Origin of the sequence: Geminocystis sp. (assembly GCF_041753295.1) — a bacterium.
Taxonomy (GTDB): Bacteria; Cyanobacteriota; Cyanobacteriia; order Cyanobacteriales; family Cyanobacteriaceae; genus Geminocystis.
Map to the genome: position 1 here is coordinate 1 of NZ_JBGSUU010000125.1, position 17,126 is coordinate 17,126.

Genomic DNA, 17,126 nt, shown 5'->3' on the forward strand with positions numbered 1-17,126 from the left:
AAAGATGATTTTGCTTTCCTTTTTTAATTCCATTTTTGTGAATATGTTTAGACCCGCACTCTGGACATTGTATCATTTTTTTATTTTTGATAATTTGACCCCTTTATCTAAAAATCATACCTTAATTCAGCAACGCCGAAACTACATTAGCAATATCTCCATTATCATCACGAGGAATGCGATCATAAGTTAATACCACTATATCAGGCACAATAGATTTACCGCCGAAAGTACATCTCAATTCAGGAAAAGCTAAACCAATTTTAGACTCTTCCAATATATCGTTAATTACTTTCGTTAATTTTCCTTGTATTCGACTATGTTTTCCTTGAGGCATGGGTTTTTGACTAATTTGATTATCAATATATTCTTGTGCGGGTTTAGTTTCAGGCAGTTGTAAAAAATCCTCTAAAGTTATCTGTTTTTGAGAGATTAACGTCACCATAGTGTTTTTTTCTTATTTGGAGGAACATTCTTTAATTTTATCAATATATAATGAAAAGAAATTTGGTAAAAAAAATGAGTAAACAAATTGAAGCCGAGAAAATTATTAGATCTCATGTACTTTGGGCTGTTGGTGGAGGATTGATACCAATACCATTAGTTGATTTTGCCGCCGTTACCGCTATTCAACTAGAAATGTTGCAACAATTAGCTAACCTTTATGAAGTTGATTACTCTCAAAATGTTGGTAAAAGTTTTGTATCAGCACTTACAGGCACAACTATTGCTAGTATTGGGGCAAGTATGCTTAAAGCTATTCCGGGTATAGGCAGTATTGTAGGAGGAGTTTCTATGTCTGCCATGTCTGGAGCATCAACATACGCTGTAGGACAAGTTGCCGTTAATATCTTTTCTAATTCAGGCTCACTAATCGATTTTAATATAGAAAGTGCAAAACAAGCCTATGAGTCGGCCTATGAAAAAGGAAAATCTTATGTTTCTGACTTAGAAGACAATAAAGCCAAAGCCGCTAATATTTATGAATCTTTGGAAAAATTAGGCAAATTGAAACAACAAGGAATTTTATCCCAAGAGGAATTTGAAGCTAAGAAAAAAGAATTATTAGCTCGAATATAATAACTTATCACCTGAGTGAACCATAAAATTTTAGTGGAATAGATAGATAGGAGATAGGGAATAGTAAAATAAAAACTTGAGAGTTGTCTCTTCATTGATAAACAAGAAGTTTAAACAGGTTTTTACTTACTAATTCCTCATTTTTCATTCCTCATTACTTGGGTGAATGCCATTCACCCCTACTTCCTCATTACCCTACCCTATCCATTCGGTGTGGAAAAATTCACCTCGTGGTTTATCTGTACGCTCATAAGTGTGGGCTCCAAAATAATCTCTTTGCGCTTGGGTGAGATTCTGAGGCAAACGTTCTTGTCTATAACTATCAAAGTAATTAAGAGAAGCGCTAAAAGCAGGAACAGGAATCCCCATTTTATTGGCTAAAACTAAGACATCTCGCCACGCTTGTTGACGATCAAGAATACTTTGTTTAAACTCAGAAGCTAGGAGTAAATTAGGCAAGTTAGGATTATCGGTAAAAGCTGTTTGAATTTTACCCAGAAAAGCCGCTTTGATGATACAACCACCTTTCCAAATTCGGGCAATTTCAGGTAAATTAACGTTATAGTTATACTCCGATGAAGCCTTAGCAATTAAAGCCATACCTTGAGCATAAGAACACATTTTCGAGCAATATAAAGCATCCCTAATTTTAGAAATATAGGTATCAACATCCCCATCAAATTTTGATGTTACTCCCGTTAACTCCTTAGCTGCTAAAACTCGTTCTTCTTTGTAACTAGAAATAACTCTTGCATATACTGCCGCATAAATAGTAGGAATTGGCACTCCTAGTTGTAAAGAACTTACTACAGTCCAGCTTCCCGTACCTTTTTGCCCAGCAGCATCTACAATTAAATCAATTAAGTGTTTACCTGTTTCAGGATCTTTTTTCGGGAAAATATTAGCGGTAATATCGATTAAGAAAGAATTTAATTCATCGGTAGTATTCCAATCCGCAAATACTTCTCCTAGCTTCTCATTACTCAATCCTAAGCCATTTTTCAATAAATCATAAGCCTCTGCAATTAACTGCATATCGCCGTATTCAATGCCATTATGCACCATTTTGACGTAGTGACCTGCACCACGAGTACCAATATAGGTAACACAAGCACCATCATCTACTTGGGCGGCAATTTTGGTTAAAATCGGCTCTAATTCATGATAAGCCGCTTCTGTACCTCCGGGCATTAATGAAGGACCATTTAAAGCACCTTCTTCGCCACCACTTACTCCCATACCCATAAACCCTAAACCAGTGGCTTCAAGCTCATTAGTACGTCTTTCTGTGTCTTCATAGAGGGAGTTACCACCATCGATAATCATATCTCCTTCATCAAGTAACGGTTTAAGTTGTTGAATCACTGCATCTACGGGCGCTCCAGCTTTTACCATTACTAATATTTTACGAGGGCGTTCGAGAGTTTGCACAAATTCTTCTAAAGAGTAAGCAGCTTTTACATCTTTACCTTGCGCTCGTGTTGCCATAAACTCTTCTGTTTTATTTGGGCTACGATTATATACGGCGATGGGAAATCCTCTACTTTCGACGTTGAGGGCGAGATTTTCACCCATCACTGCTAATCCGATTACTCCAAAGGTTCTTTTTGTCATAAATAATTCCGATCAAAATTGATTTATCTTTAGGTTAACTCGATCTTCTAATAATGGTTCACTAAAAAATTTTTAAGATTTATAAAATCAATATTTATTAATCAAGCAAGTTGCAAGTTTCTTTCTATGATGAACTTTTGTGAATGATGAACTTTCGTGAACTATAAAAAACCTCAACAAATAAGGCTTTAAAAATAGTTACCTTCCTTTCTAATTCCTTCAGGGAAAATTTTATAGTTTACTTGGCTGATAACAGTATAATCAAAGGTTGTGCTTTTATCTAAAATTTATATTATGCGTTTATCTCAAATGTTATTGGTAACTTTGCGTGATGATCCTGCTGAGGCAGAAATTAAAAGTCATAAATTATTATTACGCGCAGGTTATATTCGTCGTATCGGTAGCGGTGTTTATGCTTATCTTCCTTTGATGTGGCGTGTTTTGCAAAAAATATCCCAAATTGTTCGAGAAGAAATGAATGCAACGGGGGCGCAAGAATGTTTATTACCTCAAATTCAACCAGCAGAATTATGGCAAGAATCAGGGCGATGGGAGACTTATACTAAAGCTGAAGGCATTATGTTTTCTTTGGTAGATAGGCAACAACGAGAATTAGGTTTAGGTCCTACCCATGAAGAAGTTATCACGGCGATCGCCAAAGATATGGTAAAATCTTATCGTCAGTTACCGACACATTTATATCAAATTCAAACTAAATTCAGAGATGAAATTCGCCCTCGTTTCGGGTTGATGCGCGGTAGAGAATTTATCATGAAAGATGGTTATTCTTTCCATAGTAGCGTTGAGAGTTTAAAAGAAACTTATCAAGATATGGATAAAGCCTATCGTAATATTTTTAGTCGTTGTGGTTTAAGTTTTCGGGCTGTGGAAGCAGACTCTGGAGCGATTGGTGGATCTGGATCTCAGGAGTTTATGGTGTTAGCTGAAGCAGGAGAAGATGATATTGTTTATACTGCTGATGGTAAATATGCAGCCAACGTTGAAAAAGCCGTTTCTTTACCTGCACAGGTGGTTAAATCTCCTTTTAATAGTTATGAAAAAAAAGCAACTCCGAATAGTGAAACTATTATTAAGGTAACAGAATTTTTAGGATGTTCTGCCACTAATATTGTTAAAAATGTTTTATATCAAGCCGTCTATGATTCAGGAAAAACAGTCTTAATTTTAGTAAATATTAGAGGAGATCAAGATGTTAATGAAGTTAAATTAAATAATGAATTAGTCAAATTAGCTCCTAATTATCAAGCCAAAACTATCCTTAGTTTAACTGTTCCAGATCAAAATGCACAACAAAAATGGGCAACAAATCCTTTACCTTTAGGTTATATTTCTCCTAATTTAAGTGATGATTATATTGCGAAATCAGAGCAAGTAGAAAGCACTTTTTTACGATTAGCCGACAAAACTGTTATTGACTTAGAAAATTTTGTCACGGGTGCTGATGAATCTGGTTATCATGTTATGGGTGCAAATTGGGGTAAAGAGTTTACCTTACCTTCTTTAATTGTAGATATTCGTAAAGCTAAAGTTGGCGATCGCGGGGTCCATGATTCTAGTCAAATATTAGAAACTGCCAGAGGCATAGAAGTTGGGCATATTTTCCAATTAGGTACAAAATACTCCGAAGCCATGAATGCAACTTATACCGCCGAAGATGGCACAGAAAAGCCTTTTGTGATGGGATGTTATGGTATTGGAGTATCTCGTTTAGCACAATCAGCCGTAGAACAATGTCATGATCAAGATGGTATAATCTGGCCTATTGCCATCGCACCTTATCATGTTACTATAGTTGTGCCAAATATTACCGATGAAGGACAGATGAAAGTCGCTGAAAAACTATATCAAGAATTGAATCAAGCAGGAATTGAAGCCTTATTCGATGACAGAGACGAACGTGCTGGGGTAAAATTTAAAGACGCTGATTTAATTGGTATTCCTTATCGTATCGTGACGGGAAGATCTTTAAAAGAAGGAAAAGTAGAATTAGTAACAAGAGCCACAAAAGAATCTCAAAATATAGCTATCGAAGAAGTAGTGAAAATTTTGTTAGATAAACTCAAAAATAACTCATAATTAAAAATAAATAAACTATAGATAATGAACAGTTACTTATAATAGCTCATAGTTCATTATTTCATTATTTGTTGTCAAGATAAAAATATGACATTAGAAAAAAAACCTTATAGAAATGTAATGGAAATTTTCGTAGATGAAGAAATCCAATATCAATTAGCCAATAATAAAACTTTAACTCAGTCTGGAATGACTTTAAATTTAGTGGAAGTGGCAACTTTTGCGCTTAATCGTCTCCCTAGTTTATATGCTTCCTCAAAAGAAGGTATTGAAAAACAGAAAGCGAAAGGAATAGTTCAATTAAAACCAAAGATAAGACAAGCTGTAGCTCAAGGATTTGCAGCAGTAGTGAGAGATCCTTTAAGAAGATCAACTCCCCTCCCAAAAGAAAAAGGTGATACAATTCTTGATGCTAAAAAAACTCTGTCTAATTTGAATGATTCTTTTCCGAAAGAAGAGTTAGCCGCTATCGTCAATTTTATGGAGTCATTTTTGAAAAAAGTTAAAAATGAACAAATGACTGAACAAGAAGCAATAAAATTATATTACTTGCTAGATTTTTACTGGGAAGAAGACGGAGAAGGCTTACTCTCAGCAAATAATAATGTTGTTTGGGTTGATTAAGAATCATAATTTTTCTGTATGGTTAAAATTAAAATATTTTGTGTCATGATTGATAATCGATCAGTGATCAATGATAATTGGTTAATGAAAACTAACTATTGAGACAGGGGAATTAAAATCAGTGACTTTAGCAGAATTAATTGAGAAAGGTGGTGTGTCAATCTGGCCTCTTTTATTCTTATCAATCCTAGCTTTGGGTACTATTATTGAACGTATTTTCTTTTGGTCAAAAGTACTAATAAAAGAAGATCAAATCTTGAATAATATTCTCGATGCGGCTAGTACAAACTGGGAAAAAGCAGGGGAAATTTCTTCTCGATACCGTAATCATCCTTTAGGTAAATTTCTGAATACTCCCTTACAATTAGAAAATGCAGATCCTGAAATCTTCCATTTAGCTTTAGAAACCAGTGCTGATGATGAATTGATTTTAATGCGAAAAGGTGACAAAATTTTAGAAGGTGTTATTGCACTATCTCCATTATTAGGTTTATTGGGTACTGTTTTAGGGCTAATTCGTTCTTTAGGTTCAATTTCTTTGAGTGATTTAGGTACGGGAGCGACTTCAGGGGTAACTCAAGGTATTGGTGAATCTCTAATTTCTACCGCAGCAGGGTTGATTGTAGCGATTATTAGTGTGGTTTTTTATCGCTTATTTCAGGCTTTTTGGTTTAATCAAGTGCGGGTTTTTCGTAAAGCTGGAAGTGATTTAGAAGTAATTTATCGTCAAAAATGGAATCAAGAACAAAATTTGACGGTATAAGTTAACCTAGAAATCAATCATTATCTTTTACTGTTGATTTCAAAAAAAGTGCTGATGATTATTTAATTTTTTTCACTGTTTTAAACACATATCTGTATTATCTCTTTTTATATCCTATGACTCAATTATCTGCAAAAACGAAGGTATCAGAAAAAGAAGTTAAAACTCCTTCCCATCATAAATATAGTGCTAAACCCTTTAAGCTATGGCAAGATATGAATGAACAGGAAGTCAGAATCGAAATTGTACCCATGATTGACGTTATTTTTTGTATTTTGACGTTTTTCATTTTGGCGGCTGTAGGTTTTTCTCGACAACAAGCCATGACGTTGAATCTACCTAAAGCTAGTACTGGGGAAGCACAAATGCGAGAAATGTTAGTGGTTAGCCTCGATAATAGGGGTCAATTATATCTTGAAAAACAACCCATTACTCAAGTACAACTTTATAGTGCTATCAAAAATTATCATAGTCTTAACCCTAGTGGGTTAATGGTACTTCACGCTTCCCAAGAAGTTCGTTACAGTCAGGTAATTGAAGTATTAGATATGCTTAAAGAAGTAGGTGGAGAAAGGGTAGCTTTAGCGACTTTACCGGGTAAATCTCAAGCCCCTTCTCAGACTACAAGTCCTTACCCCGGATTTAATCCTTATTATCCAAGTTATCCTGATTCTTCGGTGAATCAATCTCCGTCTCCTATTCCCACTCAACCTCCTAGCCCATCATTAACACCTCCTGCACCTCCTGCACTTCCTCCTTCTCCTTAAATAACGGTATTTTATGGATTAAAAAATCACTTAATCAAGAGGAAAAATATAACCAATTTCAGAAAGTTGTTAAAGGTTCAATTCCGAGTATAGTTTGATCGTTTAAAGGAGCGGTGACGAAGAAAATTAATCAAATTTGCCAACAAACAAAAAGGCACATCTTTAATATGGCAAAGAAATATCATGAAAAGGTTATTAAAGATGAAGAAATGCTTAATAATGTCCGAGAATATATTTTAAATAATCTTCGTAATTGGGAGAAAGATTCGGAATATTCATCATCAAAAAATATTATTTTAGATTTGCCTTTTTAATAAGTTGAAATTAATTAAGATTTGGTTATAAATGAGTAATATTTGAGGAGAGAATAGGGCAGAAATTGTGGTGAAAGTGGGTGAGAAAATTCGGGGGAGGTGGGCAGAATATTATTCTGCCCCTACAGTTTGTATTATCGTAGGAGTTGAAGATTGTTCAACTGATCCCCACCATAATCTTCAACGCATTTAGCCTAAATCAAATTAACTTAAACTTAATTTAAAAATCTTAGTTATAAGTTACAATGTATACTGTGTTAATGAATAAATAACAGATGAAATATGGCAAACTGTCCAGAGTGTGGTTCTGATCATATTCAGTTTGTTACTGAAACAGTCGGATTAAACACACAGAATAAAACCACTTCAAATGTCAATGTTGATAAAAAAATTAACTGGGGTCGTGCTGTAGTAGGCGGTCTTTTATTTGGAGGTGTTGGTGCTATTATTGGAGCAACTACGGGTAAAAATCAAGAAATACATACTGGTTCTGAATCTGAATACTCCAAATCTGTTATTGATACGAAAAAATATACTATTTGTTTAGATTGCGGTTCTGAATGGAATCCTCAAGATATTTATAATTTATTTAAGTTGTTACAAGAGTTAAATGTCATAGAAGAAAGATTAGATTTGAGCAAAAAAGAAAATAGACTTTTCTTAAAAAATTTTACAATGTTTTTAGAGAATGAAATAGAGCCAATTTCTAATCAAATCTTAACAGAAAAACAATATTTAGCTCATTCGTTAAAAAGTTATTTATATAATAAATATTATGAAGAAGCTAAAGAAAAATATAAAGTTCAATATGAAAAATATGTCACTTATAACAAAACTCAAAAGACAAGAAATCAGAATACTAAATATTTAACTCCTGTTGATCATTTCTTTGGTGAAACATTTATATTTGGCTTTATTTTATGTATTGTCATTGTTGGTATTGGACTATTAATACGATTCTTCGTCTATACAATAGCGACATTAATTATTTTATTTTTAATTTATATTATAATTTGTGAACCATGGTTGAAAAAAATAGAACAGAAAAAACAAGAAAAAATATTACACAAAAAAAATCAATTAAAAAGAATAAAAGCAAAAATAAATTCAGAAGCTCGTATTAAGTCCTCAGAAATGTATGAGTTAGAAAAAATAGAATCAGAGAAGTTAATGCTGGAATACGAAGAAACTATAAATCTTAAAATGACCGAATTTATTGAAATGAATAAAGATAATTTAATTTTAATATAAACATAAAAACTATTCTAAATTTTCAGAGAGCAGTTAATCATAAAAGTAGGGTGGGCAAAGCCCACCAAAATCAAATTAAATTACACAGTCGTTAACTCTTTTTGAGCCTTAACTTCAGGATTTTCTGCTTCCGAAGGAGGAACAACTTGCCAGAATTTCGGTACATAATTCGCCCAATTATCTAAGATTAATTGAGCTTTTTTACTACCTGTTTTATGGACATGATTAGTGATTAATTCTTTTAATTGTGCCTCACCTTCAGGGGTGCAAATACGCTGAATTTTGACGATTTCAGGGTTAACTTTTACTTCAAAATTGCCCTCTTCATCAAGAAAATAACCTAAGCCCCCTGTCATCCCTGCACCCACGTTACGCCCTACGCTTCCTAAGACAGCGATTAAGCCTCCTGTCATGTATTCGCAACAGTGATCTCCTGCACCTTCGATGACAGCCGTAGCATTAGAGTTACGCACCCCAAAACGCTCTCCAGCTCTTCCATTGGCGTATAATTCACCACCAGTTGCACCGTATAAGCAAGTATTGCCTAAAATTACGTTTTCCGATGCCTCAAAAATGGACTCTTTAGGGGGTACAATAACGATAGAACCGCCATTGATACCTTTACCAACATAGTCATTGGCTTCCCCTTCAAGGTGAAGATTCATGCCTTGAATATTAAAAGCACCAAAACTCTGTCCAGCACTGCCTTTGAAGTTAAGATTAAGTTGCCCATTAAAGCCGTAATCTCCGTATTTTTTAGCAATAACCCCTGCAATTCTTGCACCAACGGATCGATCAGTGTTAATTATGGTAATCTCTTTAGTAACAATACCTTGATTGGCGATCGCCTCTCTAATAACACTATCGGCAAGGATTTCATCATCTAAAACGTTACCGTTAGTGTGAGTATCACCATGATTCAACCAGTCACGATTAGTTTTTACATCAGGAAGGTTAGTTAAACAGTCTAATATAAGGGCTTTAGTTTTAGTAAGTTTTACCTCTTGACGATAGGTTAACAAGTCACCGCGCCCGATAACTTCATCTAAGCTACGATAACCTAGTTTAGCAAGAATAGATCGCACTTCTTCAGCGACAAAATAGAAGAAATTAACGACATCGGCGGGTACACCCGAAAAACGTTGACGTAAACGCTCTTGTTGACTGGTAACTCCCACAGGGCATTGATTAGTATGACAAACACGAGCCATAATACAGCCTTCTGCAATCATGGCAACTGTACCAAAACCATATTCTTGCGCACCCATTAAAGCAGCCATGACGACATCCCAACCTGTTTTAAAACCACCATCAGCACGGAGTAATACTCTATCACGCAGTTGATTTTCTAGTAAAGTTCTATGTACTTCAGTTATACCTAGTTCCCAAGGACAACCAGCGTGTTTAATGGAGCTTAAGGGTGATGCACCAGTACCACCATCATGACCAGAAATTTGGATTACATCGGCATTGGCTTTAGCTACTCCTGCGGCAATCGTACCGATACCCACTTCTGACACTAACTTAACAGATACTTTAGCACTGGGATTTATTTGGTGTAAGTCGTGGATTAATTGGGCTAAATCCTCAATAGAATAAATGTCATGATGAGGAGGAGGAGAAATTAGGGTAACACCCGGTTTAGAACGGCGTAACATAGCGATATATTCACTAACTTTTTTACCCGGTAACTGTCCACCTTCACCCGGTTTTGCTCCTTGAGCCATCTTGATTTCCAATTGTTGACCACTCATTAAATACTCAGGAGTTACTCCAAAACGTCCTGAAGCAATTTGTTTAATGGCAGATGTAGCGCGATCGCCTTTTTGTAAACCTTTAAGGTTAGGAAAGCGAGGACTTTTACCATTATCATCGACATCATCGATAGTATCATAGCGATTAGGATCTTCTCCTCCCTCCCCAGAGTTAGATTTCCCGCCGATGCGATTCATCGCTATAGCGAGGGTTTCGTGGGCTTCTTGGCTTAACGCACCTAAAGACATTCCCCCCGTACAAAAACGTTTGACAATGTCTTCTACGGATTCTACATCATCGATAGAGATGGAATTTTTATCAGATTTAAACTCTAGTAAATCTCTTAAAGCGGTAACAGGGCGATTTTCCAAATAATTACGATACCACTCATAATGATCATAACCTTCCTCTGTACCGTAGGTGGCAACGGCTTTGTGTAAGGCTTTTGCCATTTCGGGAGAATTCATGTGATATTCCCCACCTTTTTTATAGTTTACATAGCCGTAATTTTCAAGTTTTTTGGCTTGTAACTCAGGGAAGGCTTTATGATGAAAAGAGATAACCTCGTTAGCCACTTCTTGAAGATTTAAACCACCGACTCGACTGGTTGTGCCTTTAAAGGCTAATTCGATGACATCTGCACCCAATCCAATGGCTTCAAAAATCTGCGCACCATGATAAGAAGCTAAGAGAGAAATGCCCATTTTTGATAATATTTTGAGTAATCCTGCTTCCACGGATTGACGATAATTATTTAAGGCTTGTACTTCAGTAATAGGTTGAATTCTCTCATTTTCCATCAATTTCTGAGTTTTATCATCGCGCCACCAAGCGGAAACTGTTTGTAAGGTTAAGTAAGGGCAAACAGCAGAAGCTCCAAAACCGATTAAACAAGCGTAGTGATGAGTACTCCAACATTGAGCGGTATCGGCAATCAAAGAAGTTTTTAACCGTAATCCTTCTTTAATTAGATGTTGATGTACTGCACCCATAGCAAGGAGAGGTGGAATATAGGAATATTCAGTGGAAATTGAACCACCTAAATTCCCCTTAGCAAGGGTGCGATCGCTTAAAATAATAATTTGATGCCCTTTATTGACGGCTTGGGTAGCTTCATTACATAATCTTTCTAAGGCTAATTTTAACCCATTAGGTCCATCACTGATCGGGAAAAGAGTAGATAATTCTATGGTAGAGAAGTCAGTTTTTTTGATGAAGTCTAACTCTGATTCTGACAACACAGGGGAATCAAGTAAGAGAGTATGAGCATTTTTTGGCTCTATATGTAATACGTTTCCTCTTGCTCCTAAGTGCATCCGTAATGACATTACCAGACTTTCTCGTAAAGGATCAATAGGGGGGTTAGTAACTTGAGCAAAACGTTGCTTAAAGTAATCGTATAATAAACGAGGCTTATGGGATAACACAGCGAGGGGAATATCATCACCCATACAAAAAGTAGCTTCCTTCCCATCTCTTGCCATAGCAGTGATAACCATTTCTACATCTTCGAGGTTATAGCCGAATGCTGTCTGTTGTTGCACTAAGTCGGAATTACTTAACCCCCCGACTACGTCTCCCCCCTGAGCAAGGGGGTTTGGGGGGGTAGATTCTCCCTTAGCAAGAGGAGTTATAGCTTGTCTGTCTAAATGTACTCGATATTCTTTTAACCATTGCCCATAGGGTTTTTGAATGGCGATTGCCTGTTTAACTTCCCAGTTTTTGAGAATTTTATTATGTTCTAAATCAACGACAATCATCTGACCGGGGCCAAGTTTACCTTTTTCGATGATTTCTGACTCGTCTAAGTCAACGACTCCTGCTTCAGAACCTACCACCACATAGCCATCTTTTGTGATAGCATAACGAGCAGGACGTAAACCATTACGATCAAGACAAGCACCAACGGTTTTACCTTCACTAAAAGCCAGTAAAGCTGGACCATCCCAAGGTTCTTTTAATCCGCTATAGTAATTATAAAAGTCAGTAATTTCGGGATATTTGTCTAATTCGGGCTGATTTTTATAGGCTTCAGGCACAAGAATCATCAAGGCTTCAGGAATACTGCGACCTGTACGGACTAATAATTCTAAAGAACTATCAAGGTTGTAAGAATCACTATTATTCATGTTAACAATAGGTGTAACTCCTTCAAACTCTTCTTGACTCCAACCGGGCAACTCTAAATTTGCTTCCCGTACACTCATCCAATTAATATTACCAATGAGAGTATTAATTTCGCCATTATGCCCTAAAATTCGCATGGGTTGAGCAAAAGGCCATTTTGGCATGGTATTCGTACTAAAACGACGATGATATACCGCAAAACGACTTTGATATTCAGGGTTTTGTAAATCTAAGTAAAATTGTTCTAAAATTTCCCCCCGTACTAAACCTTTATAAACTATAGTACGACAAGAAAAAGAACAGATATAAAAATCATCAGATAATTGTTTTCCTACCCTTGATCGTGCTACATACAGACGGCGATCAAGTTCATCACCTTGATAATGAGTTTCCCCTGAAGTAACAATAATTTGCTCAATACGAGGTTGATTTTCTTTAGCTTGTTTGCCCAAAACATCAGAATTAATAGGTACTTTACGCCAACCGAGGGTTTTAAGACTTTCTACCGCTACCATCTCCTCCACAAATAAGCGCCCTTTTTCCGCTTCTTTTTCATCTTGGGGTAAAAATACCATTCCGACACCCCATTCTCCTTCTGGGGGCATTTCAAAATTATTGTCGCTAAACCAAGGCTTAAATACTTGTTTCGGAATTCCTGTTAAAATTCCCGAACCGTCACCACTGTCTTGATCTGCACTACATCCTCCCCGATGTTCCATACAGTGTAAAGCCTTAAGGGCTTGTTTTACCAATTTATGGGATTGACGGTTATCTTGATAGGCGATAAAACCAACACCACAAGCATCTCTGTCTTCTACTAACCAAGGTTGTCCTTGAAAGGGAGTTAAACTATTATCAATGGGGTAATTCGTCATTATATCTTGACCTTTCATACTTAGATTCGTTATATTAATTCACACTAGACACTCAAACTTAGTAACAATGGATACATCAGCTTTATTGTGTTGATAAGGGTTAATCGTGATTCTTCTTATTATAAAGAATCGTTAAGTATTTTTTAATATTGTTAATAATTATTTTTTCTCTTTAACTTTTTCCAGAGAATGCACTGCCGCTTCAGATACTTGTGGGTTAGAATCTTTGAGGAGAAATTTTAAGGCTGAGATGCTTTTTTCTGTGTTAAAATTACCTAAAGATTCTGCTAATCGTTGTCTAATTAACGAATCTTGAGATTGAGCAAAAACTAATATTTCCTCGATACAATCTTCTGCTTTTACTTCTCCTAATGCTGAAATTGCGGCTTGTTGCAAAACTGGTTCTGAGCTGTGTAATGCTTGTAATAAAACTTGTTTAGCTCGAACGTCTCCTAAATTGCCTAAAGACACCGCCGCACTAAATCTTACTAACCATTCTGTATCTTCATAAAAAGCTCTTACCAAAGCCTCAAAAGCGTTAATATCTTTTAGATAACCTAATGCACCAGCAGCATCGGCACGAATGCCATAATCTGGATCTGTTTCTAATAATTTAACTAAAATAGGCATACATTCATCAGTTTTTTTGATGCCTAAAGCAAATACTGCCATAGAGCGCACAGGTAACATCTCATCATTGAGAACTTTCTTAATCAAAGGTACAGCGTCTTGTGCTTCTACTTCCCTTAAGGATGCTAAAGCTAATAATCTATCTTTAGAGTTAGTACTATCTAATTTACTAGATATTTCTGCTAAGTTAACCTTACTCATATTTTTCTCAATATTCTCAACATTTCTTTACAATTCTTATTATAGTTGATCAATTTATTTTATTTGTTCTAATTTTGAAGGGCAAGGGGCAAGGGAAAATTATTAGTTATTTTTATTAATTTTAAAAGATATAGTCTATTTTGCTTTAATCCTTCTCCTGAATTTATCTTTATAAAAGATTTTTTCCTTACAGTTTCAGACAATCAAAGGCGGCACGATGTAATAATGAATGACGATAAACTAATTCTTGTAAGTTACTGCTATAACCACCGCCAATAACTGCTGCAACGGGATAACCATAGGCTAAACAAGTACTTAAAACCTGCATTTCTCGGCGATATATTCCTGTATCGGTAAGGCATAATTTACCTAGGCGATCGCCTACATGAGTATCCACTCCAGCGTCATATAATACAATATCGGGTTTAACTTGGGTAAGTAAATCAGAAAGATAACTAGCCAAAATTTGTAAATAACCATCATCGTCTAAACCGATAGGTAAAGAAACATCTAAATCGCTTTTTTGTTTACGATAAGGAAAATTTGCTTCGCAGTGCATGGAAAAAGTAAAAACCTGATCATCGTCTGCGAAAATAAAGGCATTACCATCTCCTTGATGTACGTCTAAATCTACTATCAAAATTTTGTTGACTAATCCTTGAGTTAATAAATAACGAGATGCGATGGCCAAATCATTAAAAATACAAAAACCTGAACCATAATCAGGGAAAGCGTGATGAGTACCTCCTGCGGTGTTGCAACATATCCCGTACTCTAAAGCCAATTTTACCGTTAATAAAGTGCCTCCAACGGCGGTACAAGTACGTTTTATTAACCCTTCACTCCAAGGTAAACCGATTCTTCTTTGAACTTTAGGATTTAATGTACCATTACAAAAGTTCTCTACATAGTCAGCACTATGTACTAATTGTAAAATATTCGAGGGAGCAATTTCTGGTTGATGAATTGACTCTGGGGTTATAATACCATCTTTAAGTAACAATTCCTGTAATAACTTAAATTTTGCCATGGGAAAACGATGTTGATCGGGCAACGGGGTGACATAATTAGGGTGATAGACAACAGGTAAATTCACAATGAAGAATAATTAGAAATTAAAAGACTTATTAAATATTATTTATTACTTAATTAATCAATGCGCGATCGCCAATCCTTAGAAAAATTATTATCTGCCATAGCCGAAGGTAAAATATCCCCCGAAGAAGGTATAGAAAAGCTAAAATACCTTGATTTTGAGCCTATAGGAGATTTTGCCAAAATTGATCATCATCGACAACTGCGCACGGGTTTTCCTGAAGTTATTTGGAGTCAAGGAAAAACCCCCGAACAAATGATCCAAATTTTTACCGTTATGAGGGAAAAAGCCCCAGTTGTCATGGCTACCAGATTAGAGGCGGAAGTAGTGGAAATATTACAAGAACAAGTACCTGATTTAAGATATTATCCTATGGCAAAAATCGCCGCTATCGGTCAAAATACCTTTAAATATAAGGGTAAAATATCCATTTTGACAGCAGGTACTGCTGACTTACCAGTAGCGGAAGAATCAGCAATTACCGCAGAATTATGTGGTTTTGAAGTACAAAGATTATGGGATGTAGGAGTAGCAGGAATTCACCGCTTATTGAGTCATCGTCATATAATAGCTGAAGCAGATGTGTTAATTGTCGTAGCTGGTATGGAAGGTGCGTTACCGAGTGTAGTTGCAGGTTTAGGGAGTTGTCCCGTAATTGCTGTACCTACGAGTATCGGTTATGGTGCTAGTTTTGGTGGTTTATCAGCGTTATTAACTATGCTTAATTCCTGTGCAACGGGTATCGGCGTTGTTAATATTGATAACGGTTTTGGTGCGGCTATGTTAGCGGGGCAAATTTTAAGGTTAGCAAATCGTTTTATTGATAATTAAGTTAGCTGTTTAATTTTTCTACTCTTTCTAATTGCCAGAGAATTTGATTACCTTCTCGCCTTACTCTCGAAATAATCCAGTTACGCCATGACCATTCTTCACCCCTACTTGTTACGGCACTAGCATTAATGTCCATTAAATCTGCCAATTCAGAGCTTGTAATTAAATAACCATTTTTAGAAATATTTTCCGCAATGTGTAGAGTCTCAATCATATTTTTTAATTGTTTTACTCTTTCATCTCTATTTAAAGATTGTTCTTCAATATTATTTGTATAAGATTCATTCATTATTTTTGATTAGTAAAATTTGTTACTGTTTAATTTTTTTGTCCATATCTTATCACTCATAATAATAGATTATATTAAATAAATAATAATTTTATCTCTACATATTCTCTATATTTTGTCATTTTTGATAATTGATATTTTCTAACTTTCTCGTCTTCCTAAATATTTAACTATTTATTTAGTAATGTTTAATCTTTCTAATAATAAGGTTAGTAATTATGGATAAGTTATTGTTAATTGTCATCAAAATTTGATTTATTTTTAAAGGTGATTTTTTTTGATTAAGTTTAATTGTGATAATTGTTGATGTTGTTGTTGAATCTGCATAGAGATAGAATTACAAACTACATCACATAATTGAAAGACAAAAGGATTAGTAATTTCATAATAGACATTAATTCCTCTTTGAGTACGAGTTACTACCCCTACTTGAGCCAACATTTTTAGGTGTTTGGAGACATTAGCTTGTCCTAATCCTGTAACTTCAATTATTTCGGTAACGTTTTTAGCTCCTCCTCGTAAGCAACAAACAATATTTAAACGACTAACTTCTGATAAAACTTTAAAAAAATCAGCTACCATAGATAATGCGGAAGGAGACATACTGGCCATTAAACATTCTTGAGAATTATTTACTTTTTCTTCGATGGTTAAAGATGAATTTTTCATGATGAATATCTTTACTAACTTATATAGGAATTTTACAATAAACTTCTCATATAACAATGTTAATGTCTTTAGTTGTTGTTAATGGGAGAGAAAAAATAGACACTACTAACTTTTTACAATAAGATGTTAATTAAATAATCAAC

The 17,126-nt window shown here is 35.3% G+C and carries 15 protein-coding genes and 1 pseudogene; 9 read left to right on the forward strand and 7 right to left on the reverse strand.

All coding sequences use genetic code 11. The features are described from left to right. Positions 1-145 precede the first annotated feature (145 nt). A pseudogene (locus tag ACEW8E_RS15550) lies at positions 146-445 on the reverse strand (Uma2 family endonuclease); the annotation flags it as partial. A 74-nt stretch (positions 446-519) separates the two neighbouring features. Between ACEW8E_RS15550 and ACEW8E_RS15555 the strand changes: the two are divergent. Continuing rightward, positions 520-1,080: a DUF697 domain-containing protein gene (locus ACEW8E_RS15555; protein WP_373481269.1), complete on the forward strand. Its 561-nt coding sequence runs from the start codon at positions 520-522 to the stop codon at positions 1,078-1,080. 195 nt (positions 1,081-1,275) lie between these two features. Here ACEW8E_RS15555 and gnd read toward each other — a convergent pair whose 3' ends face one another. After that, positions 1,276-2,694, reverse strand: a complete 1,419-nt coding sequence (gene gnd, locus ACEW8E_RS15560; RefSeq protein ID WP_373481270.1) for a decarboxylating NADP(+)-dependent phosphogluconate dehydrogenase — start codon at positions 2,692-2,694, stop codon at positions 1,276-1,278. Between the two features lie 294 nt (positions 2,695-2,988). Between gnd and proS the strand changes: the two genes are divergently transcribed. The 7 genes from proS (at position 2,989) to ACEW8E_RS15595 (ending at position 8,510) form a co-directional block, all read left to right on the forward strand. Beyond that, positions 2,989-4,791 carry a proline--tRNA ligase gene (gene proS / locus ACEW8E_RS15565; protein ID WP_373481271.1) on the forward strand — a complete coding sequence of 601 codons (1,803 nt, stop codon included), beginning with the start codon at positions 2,989-2,991 and terminating at the stop codon, positions 4,789-4,791. Between the two features lie 87 nt (positions 4,792-4,878). Next, positions 4,879-5,415, forward strand: a complete 537-nt coding sequence (locus ACEW8E_RS15570; RefSeq protein ID WP_373481272.1) for a late competence development ComFB family protein — start codon at positions 4,879-4,881, stop codon at positions 5,413-5,415. Positions 5,416-5,536: 121 nt separating this feature from the next. Further along, a complete protein-coding gene (locus tag ACEW8E_RS15575) occupies positions 5,537-6,178 on the forward strand; it encodes a MotA/TolQ/ExbB proton channel family protein (RefSeq protein WP_373481273.1) in 642 nt (213 codons plus the stop codon). 116 nt (positions 6,179-6,294) lie between these two features. Further along, positions 6,295-6,945, forward strand: a complete 651-nt coding sequence (locus tag ACEW8E_RS15580) for an ExbD/TolR family protein (protein WP_373481274.1) — start codon at positions 6,295-6,297, stop codon at positions 6,943-6,945. A gap of 167 nt (positions 6,946-7,112) precedes the next feature. Then, positions 7,113-7,259: a hypothetical protein gene (locus ACEW8E_RS15585; protein WP_373481275.1), complete on the forward strand. Its 147-nt coding sequence runs from the start codon at positions 7,113-7,115 to the stop codon at positions 7,257-7,259. 67 nt (positions 7,260-7,326) lie between these two features. Continuing rightward, complete coding sequence (locus ACEW8E_RS15590; protein WP_373481276.1) at positions 7,327-7,452, forward strand: hypothetical protein; 126 nt, start codon at positions 7,327-7,329, stop codon at positions 7,450-7,452. Positions 7,453-7,541: 89 nt separating this feature from the next. Beyond that, positions 7,542-8,510 carry a hypothetical protein gene (locus tag ACEW8E_RS15595; RefSeq protein WP_373481277.1) on the forward strand — a complete coding sequence of 323 codons (969 nt, stop codon included), beginning with the start codon at positions 7,542-7,544 and terminating at the stop codon, positions 8,508-8,510. A gap of 80 nt (positions 8,511-8,590) precedes the next feature. On the opposite strand, the gene gltB is transcribed toward ACEW8E_RS15595, so the two are convergent. The 3 genes from gltB to ACEW8E_RS15610 all read right to left on the reverse strand — a co-directional run bounded on the left by gltB (position 8,591) and on the right by ACEW8E_RS15610 (position 15,194). Next, a complete protein-coding gene (gene gltB / locus ACEW8E_RS15600) occupies positions 8,591-13,285 on the reverse strand; it encodes a glutamate synthase large subunit (protein WP_373481278.1) in 4,695 nt (1,564 codons plus the stop codon). 141 nt (positions 13,286-13,426) lie between these two features. Then, entirely contained in the window at positions 13,427-14,098 is a 672-nt protein-coding gene (locus tag ACEW8E_RS15605) for a HEAT repeat domain-containing protein (protein ID WP_373481279.1), read from the reverse strand. Positions 14,099-14,285: 187 nt separating this feature from the next. Continuing rightward, positions 14,286-15,194: a histone deacetylase gene (locus tag ACEW8E_RS15610; protein ID WP_373481280.1), complete on the reverse strand. Its 909-nt coding sequence runs from the start codon at positions 15,192-15,194 to the stop codon at positions 14,286-14,288. Positions 15,195-15,254: 60 nt separating this feature from the next. Between ACEW8E_RS15610 and larB the strand changes: the two genes are divergently transcribed. Beyond that, positions 15,255-16,025 carry a nickel pincer cofactor biosynthesis protein LarB gene (gene larB, locus ACEW8E_RS15615; RefSeq protein ID WP_373481281.1) on the forward strand — a complete coding sequence of 257 codons (771 nt, stop codon included), beginning with the start codon at positions 15,255-15,257 and terminating at the stop codon, positions 16,023-16,025. 1 nt (position 16,026) lies between these two features. Here the strand turns inward: larB and ACEW8E_RS15620 are convergent, their stop codons facing one another. Further along, complete coding sequence (locus ACEW8E_RS15620; protein ID WP_373481282.1) at positions 16,027-16,314, reverse strand: hypothetical protein; 288 nt, start codon at positions 16,312-16,314, stop codon at positions 16,027-16,029. Between the two features lie 261 nt (positions 16,315-16,575). Continuing rightward, positions 16,576-16,983: an ArsR/SmtB family transcription factor gene (locus tag ACEW8E_RS15625; RefSeq protein ID WP_373481283.1), complete on the reverse strand. Its 408-nt coding sequence runs from the start codon at positions 16,981-16,983 to the stop codon at positions 16,576-16,578. Positions 16,984-17,126: the final 143 nt, after the last annotated feature.

What these genes read in the sequence shown, in the direction of transcription:
- proS (WP_373481271.1), top strand. Translation starts at nt 2,989, where the DNA reads ATGCGTTTATCTCAAATGTTATTGGTAACTTTGCGTGATGATCCTGCT.
- ACEW8E_RS15620 (WP_373481282.1), bottom strand. Translation starts at nt 16,314, where the DNA reads ATGAATGAATCTTATACAAATAATATTGAAGAACAATCTTTAAATAGA.
- ACEW8E_RS15580 (WP_373481274.1), top strand. Translation starts at nt 6,295, where the DNA reads ATGACTCAATTATCTGCAAAAACGAAGGTATCAGAAAAAGAAGTTAAA.
- ACEW8E_RS15555 (WP_373481269.1), top strand. Translation starts at nt 520, where the DNA reads ATGAGTAAACAAATTGAAGCCGAGAAAATTATTAGATCTCATGTACTT.
- gnd (WP_373481270.1), bottom strand. Translation starts at nt 2,694, where the DNA reads ATGACAAAAAGAACCTTTGGAGTAATCGGATTAGCAGTGATGGGTGAA.
- ACEW8E_RS15585 (WP_373481275.1), top strand. Translation starts at nt 7,113, where the DNA reads ATGGCAAAGAAATATCATGAAAAGGTTATTAAAGATGAAGAAATGCTT.
- larB (WP_373481281.1), top strand. Translation starts at nt 15,255, where the DNA reads ATGCGCGATCGCCAATCCTTAGAAAAATTATTATCTGCCATAGCCGAA.
- ACEW8E_RS15570 (WP_373481272.1), top strand. Translation starts at nt 4,879, where the DNA reads ATGACATTAGAAAAAAAACCTTATAGAAATGTAATGGAAATTTTCGTA.
- ACEW8E_RS15595 (WP_373481277.1), top strand. Translation starts at nt 7,542, where the DNA reads ATGGCAAACTGTCCAGAGTGTGGTTCTGATCATATTCAGTTTGTTACT.
- ACEW8E_RS15625 (WP_373481283.1), bottom strand. Translation starts at nt 16,983, where the DNA reads ATGAAAAATTCATCTTTAACCATCGAAGAAAAAGTAAATAATTCTCAA.
- ACEW8E_RS15605 (WP_373481279.1), bottom strand. Translation starts at nt 14,098, where the DNA reads ATGAGTAAGGTTAACTTAGCAGAAATATCTAGTAAATTAGATAGTACT.
- gltB (WP_373481278.1), bottom strand. Translation starts at nt 13,285, where the DNA reads ATGAAAGGTCAAGATATAATGACGAATTACCCCATTGATAATAGTTTA.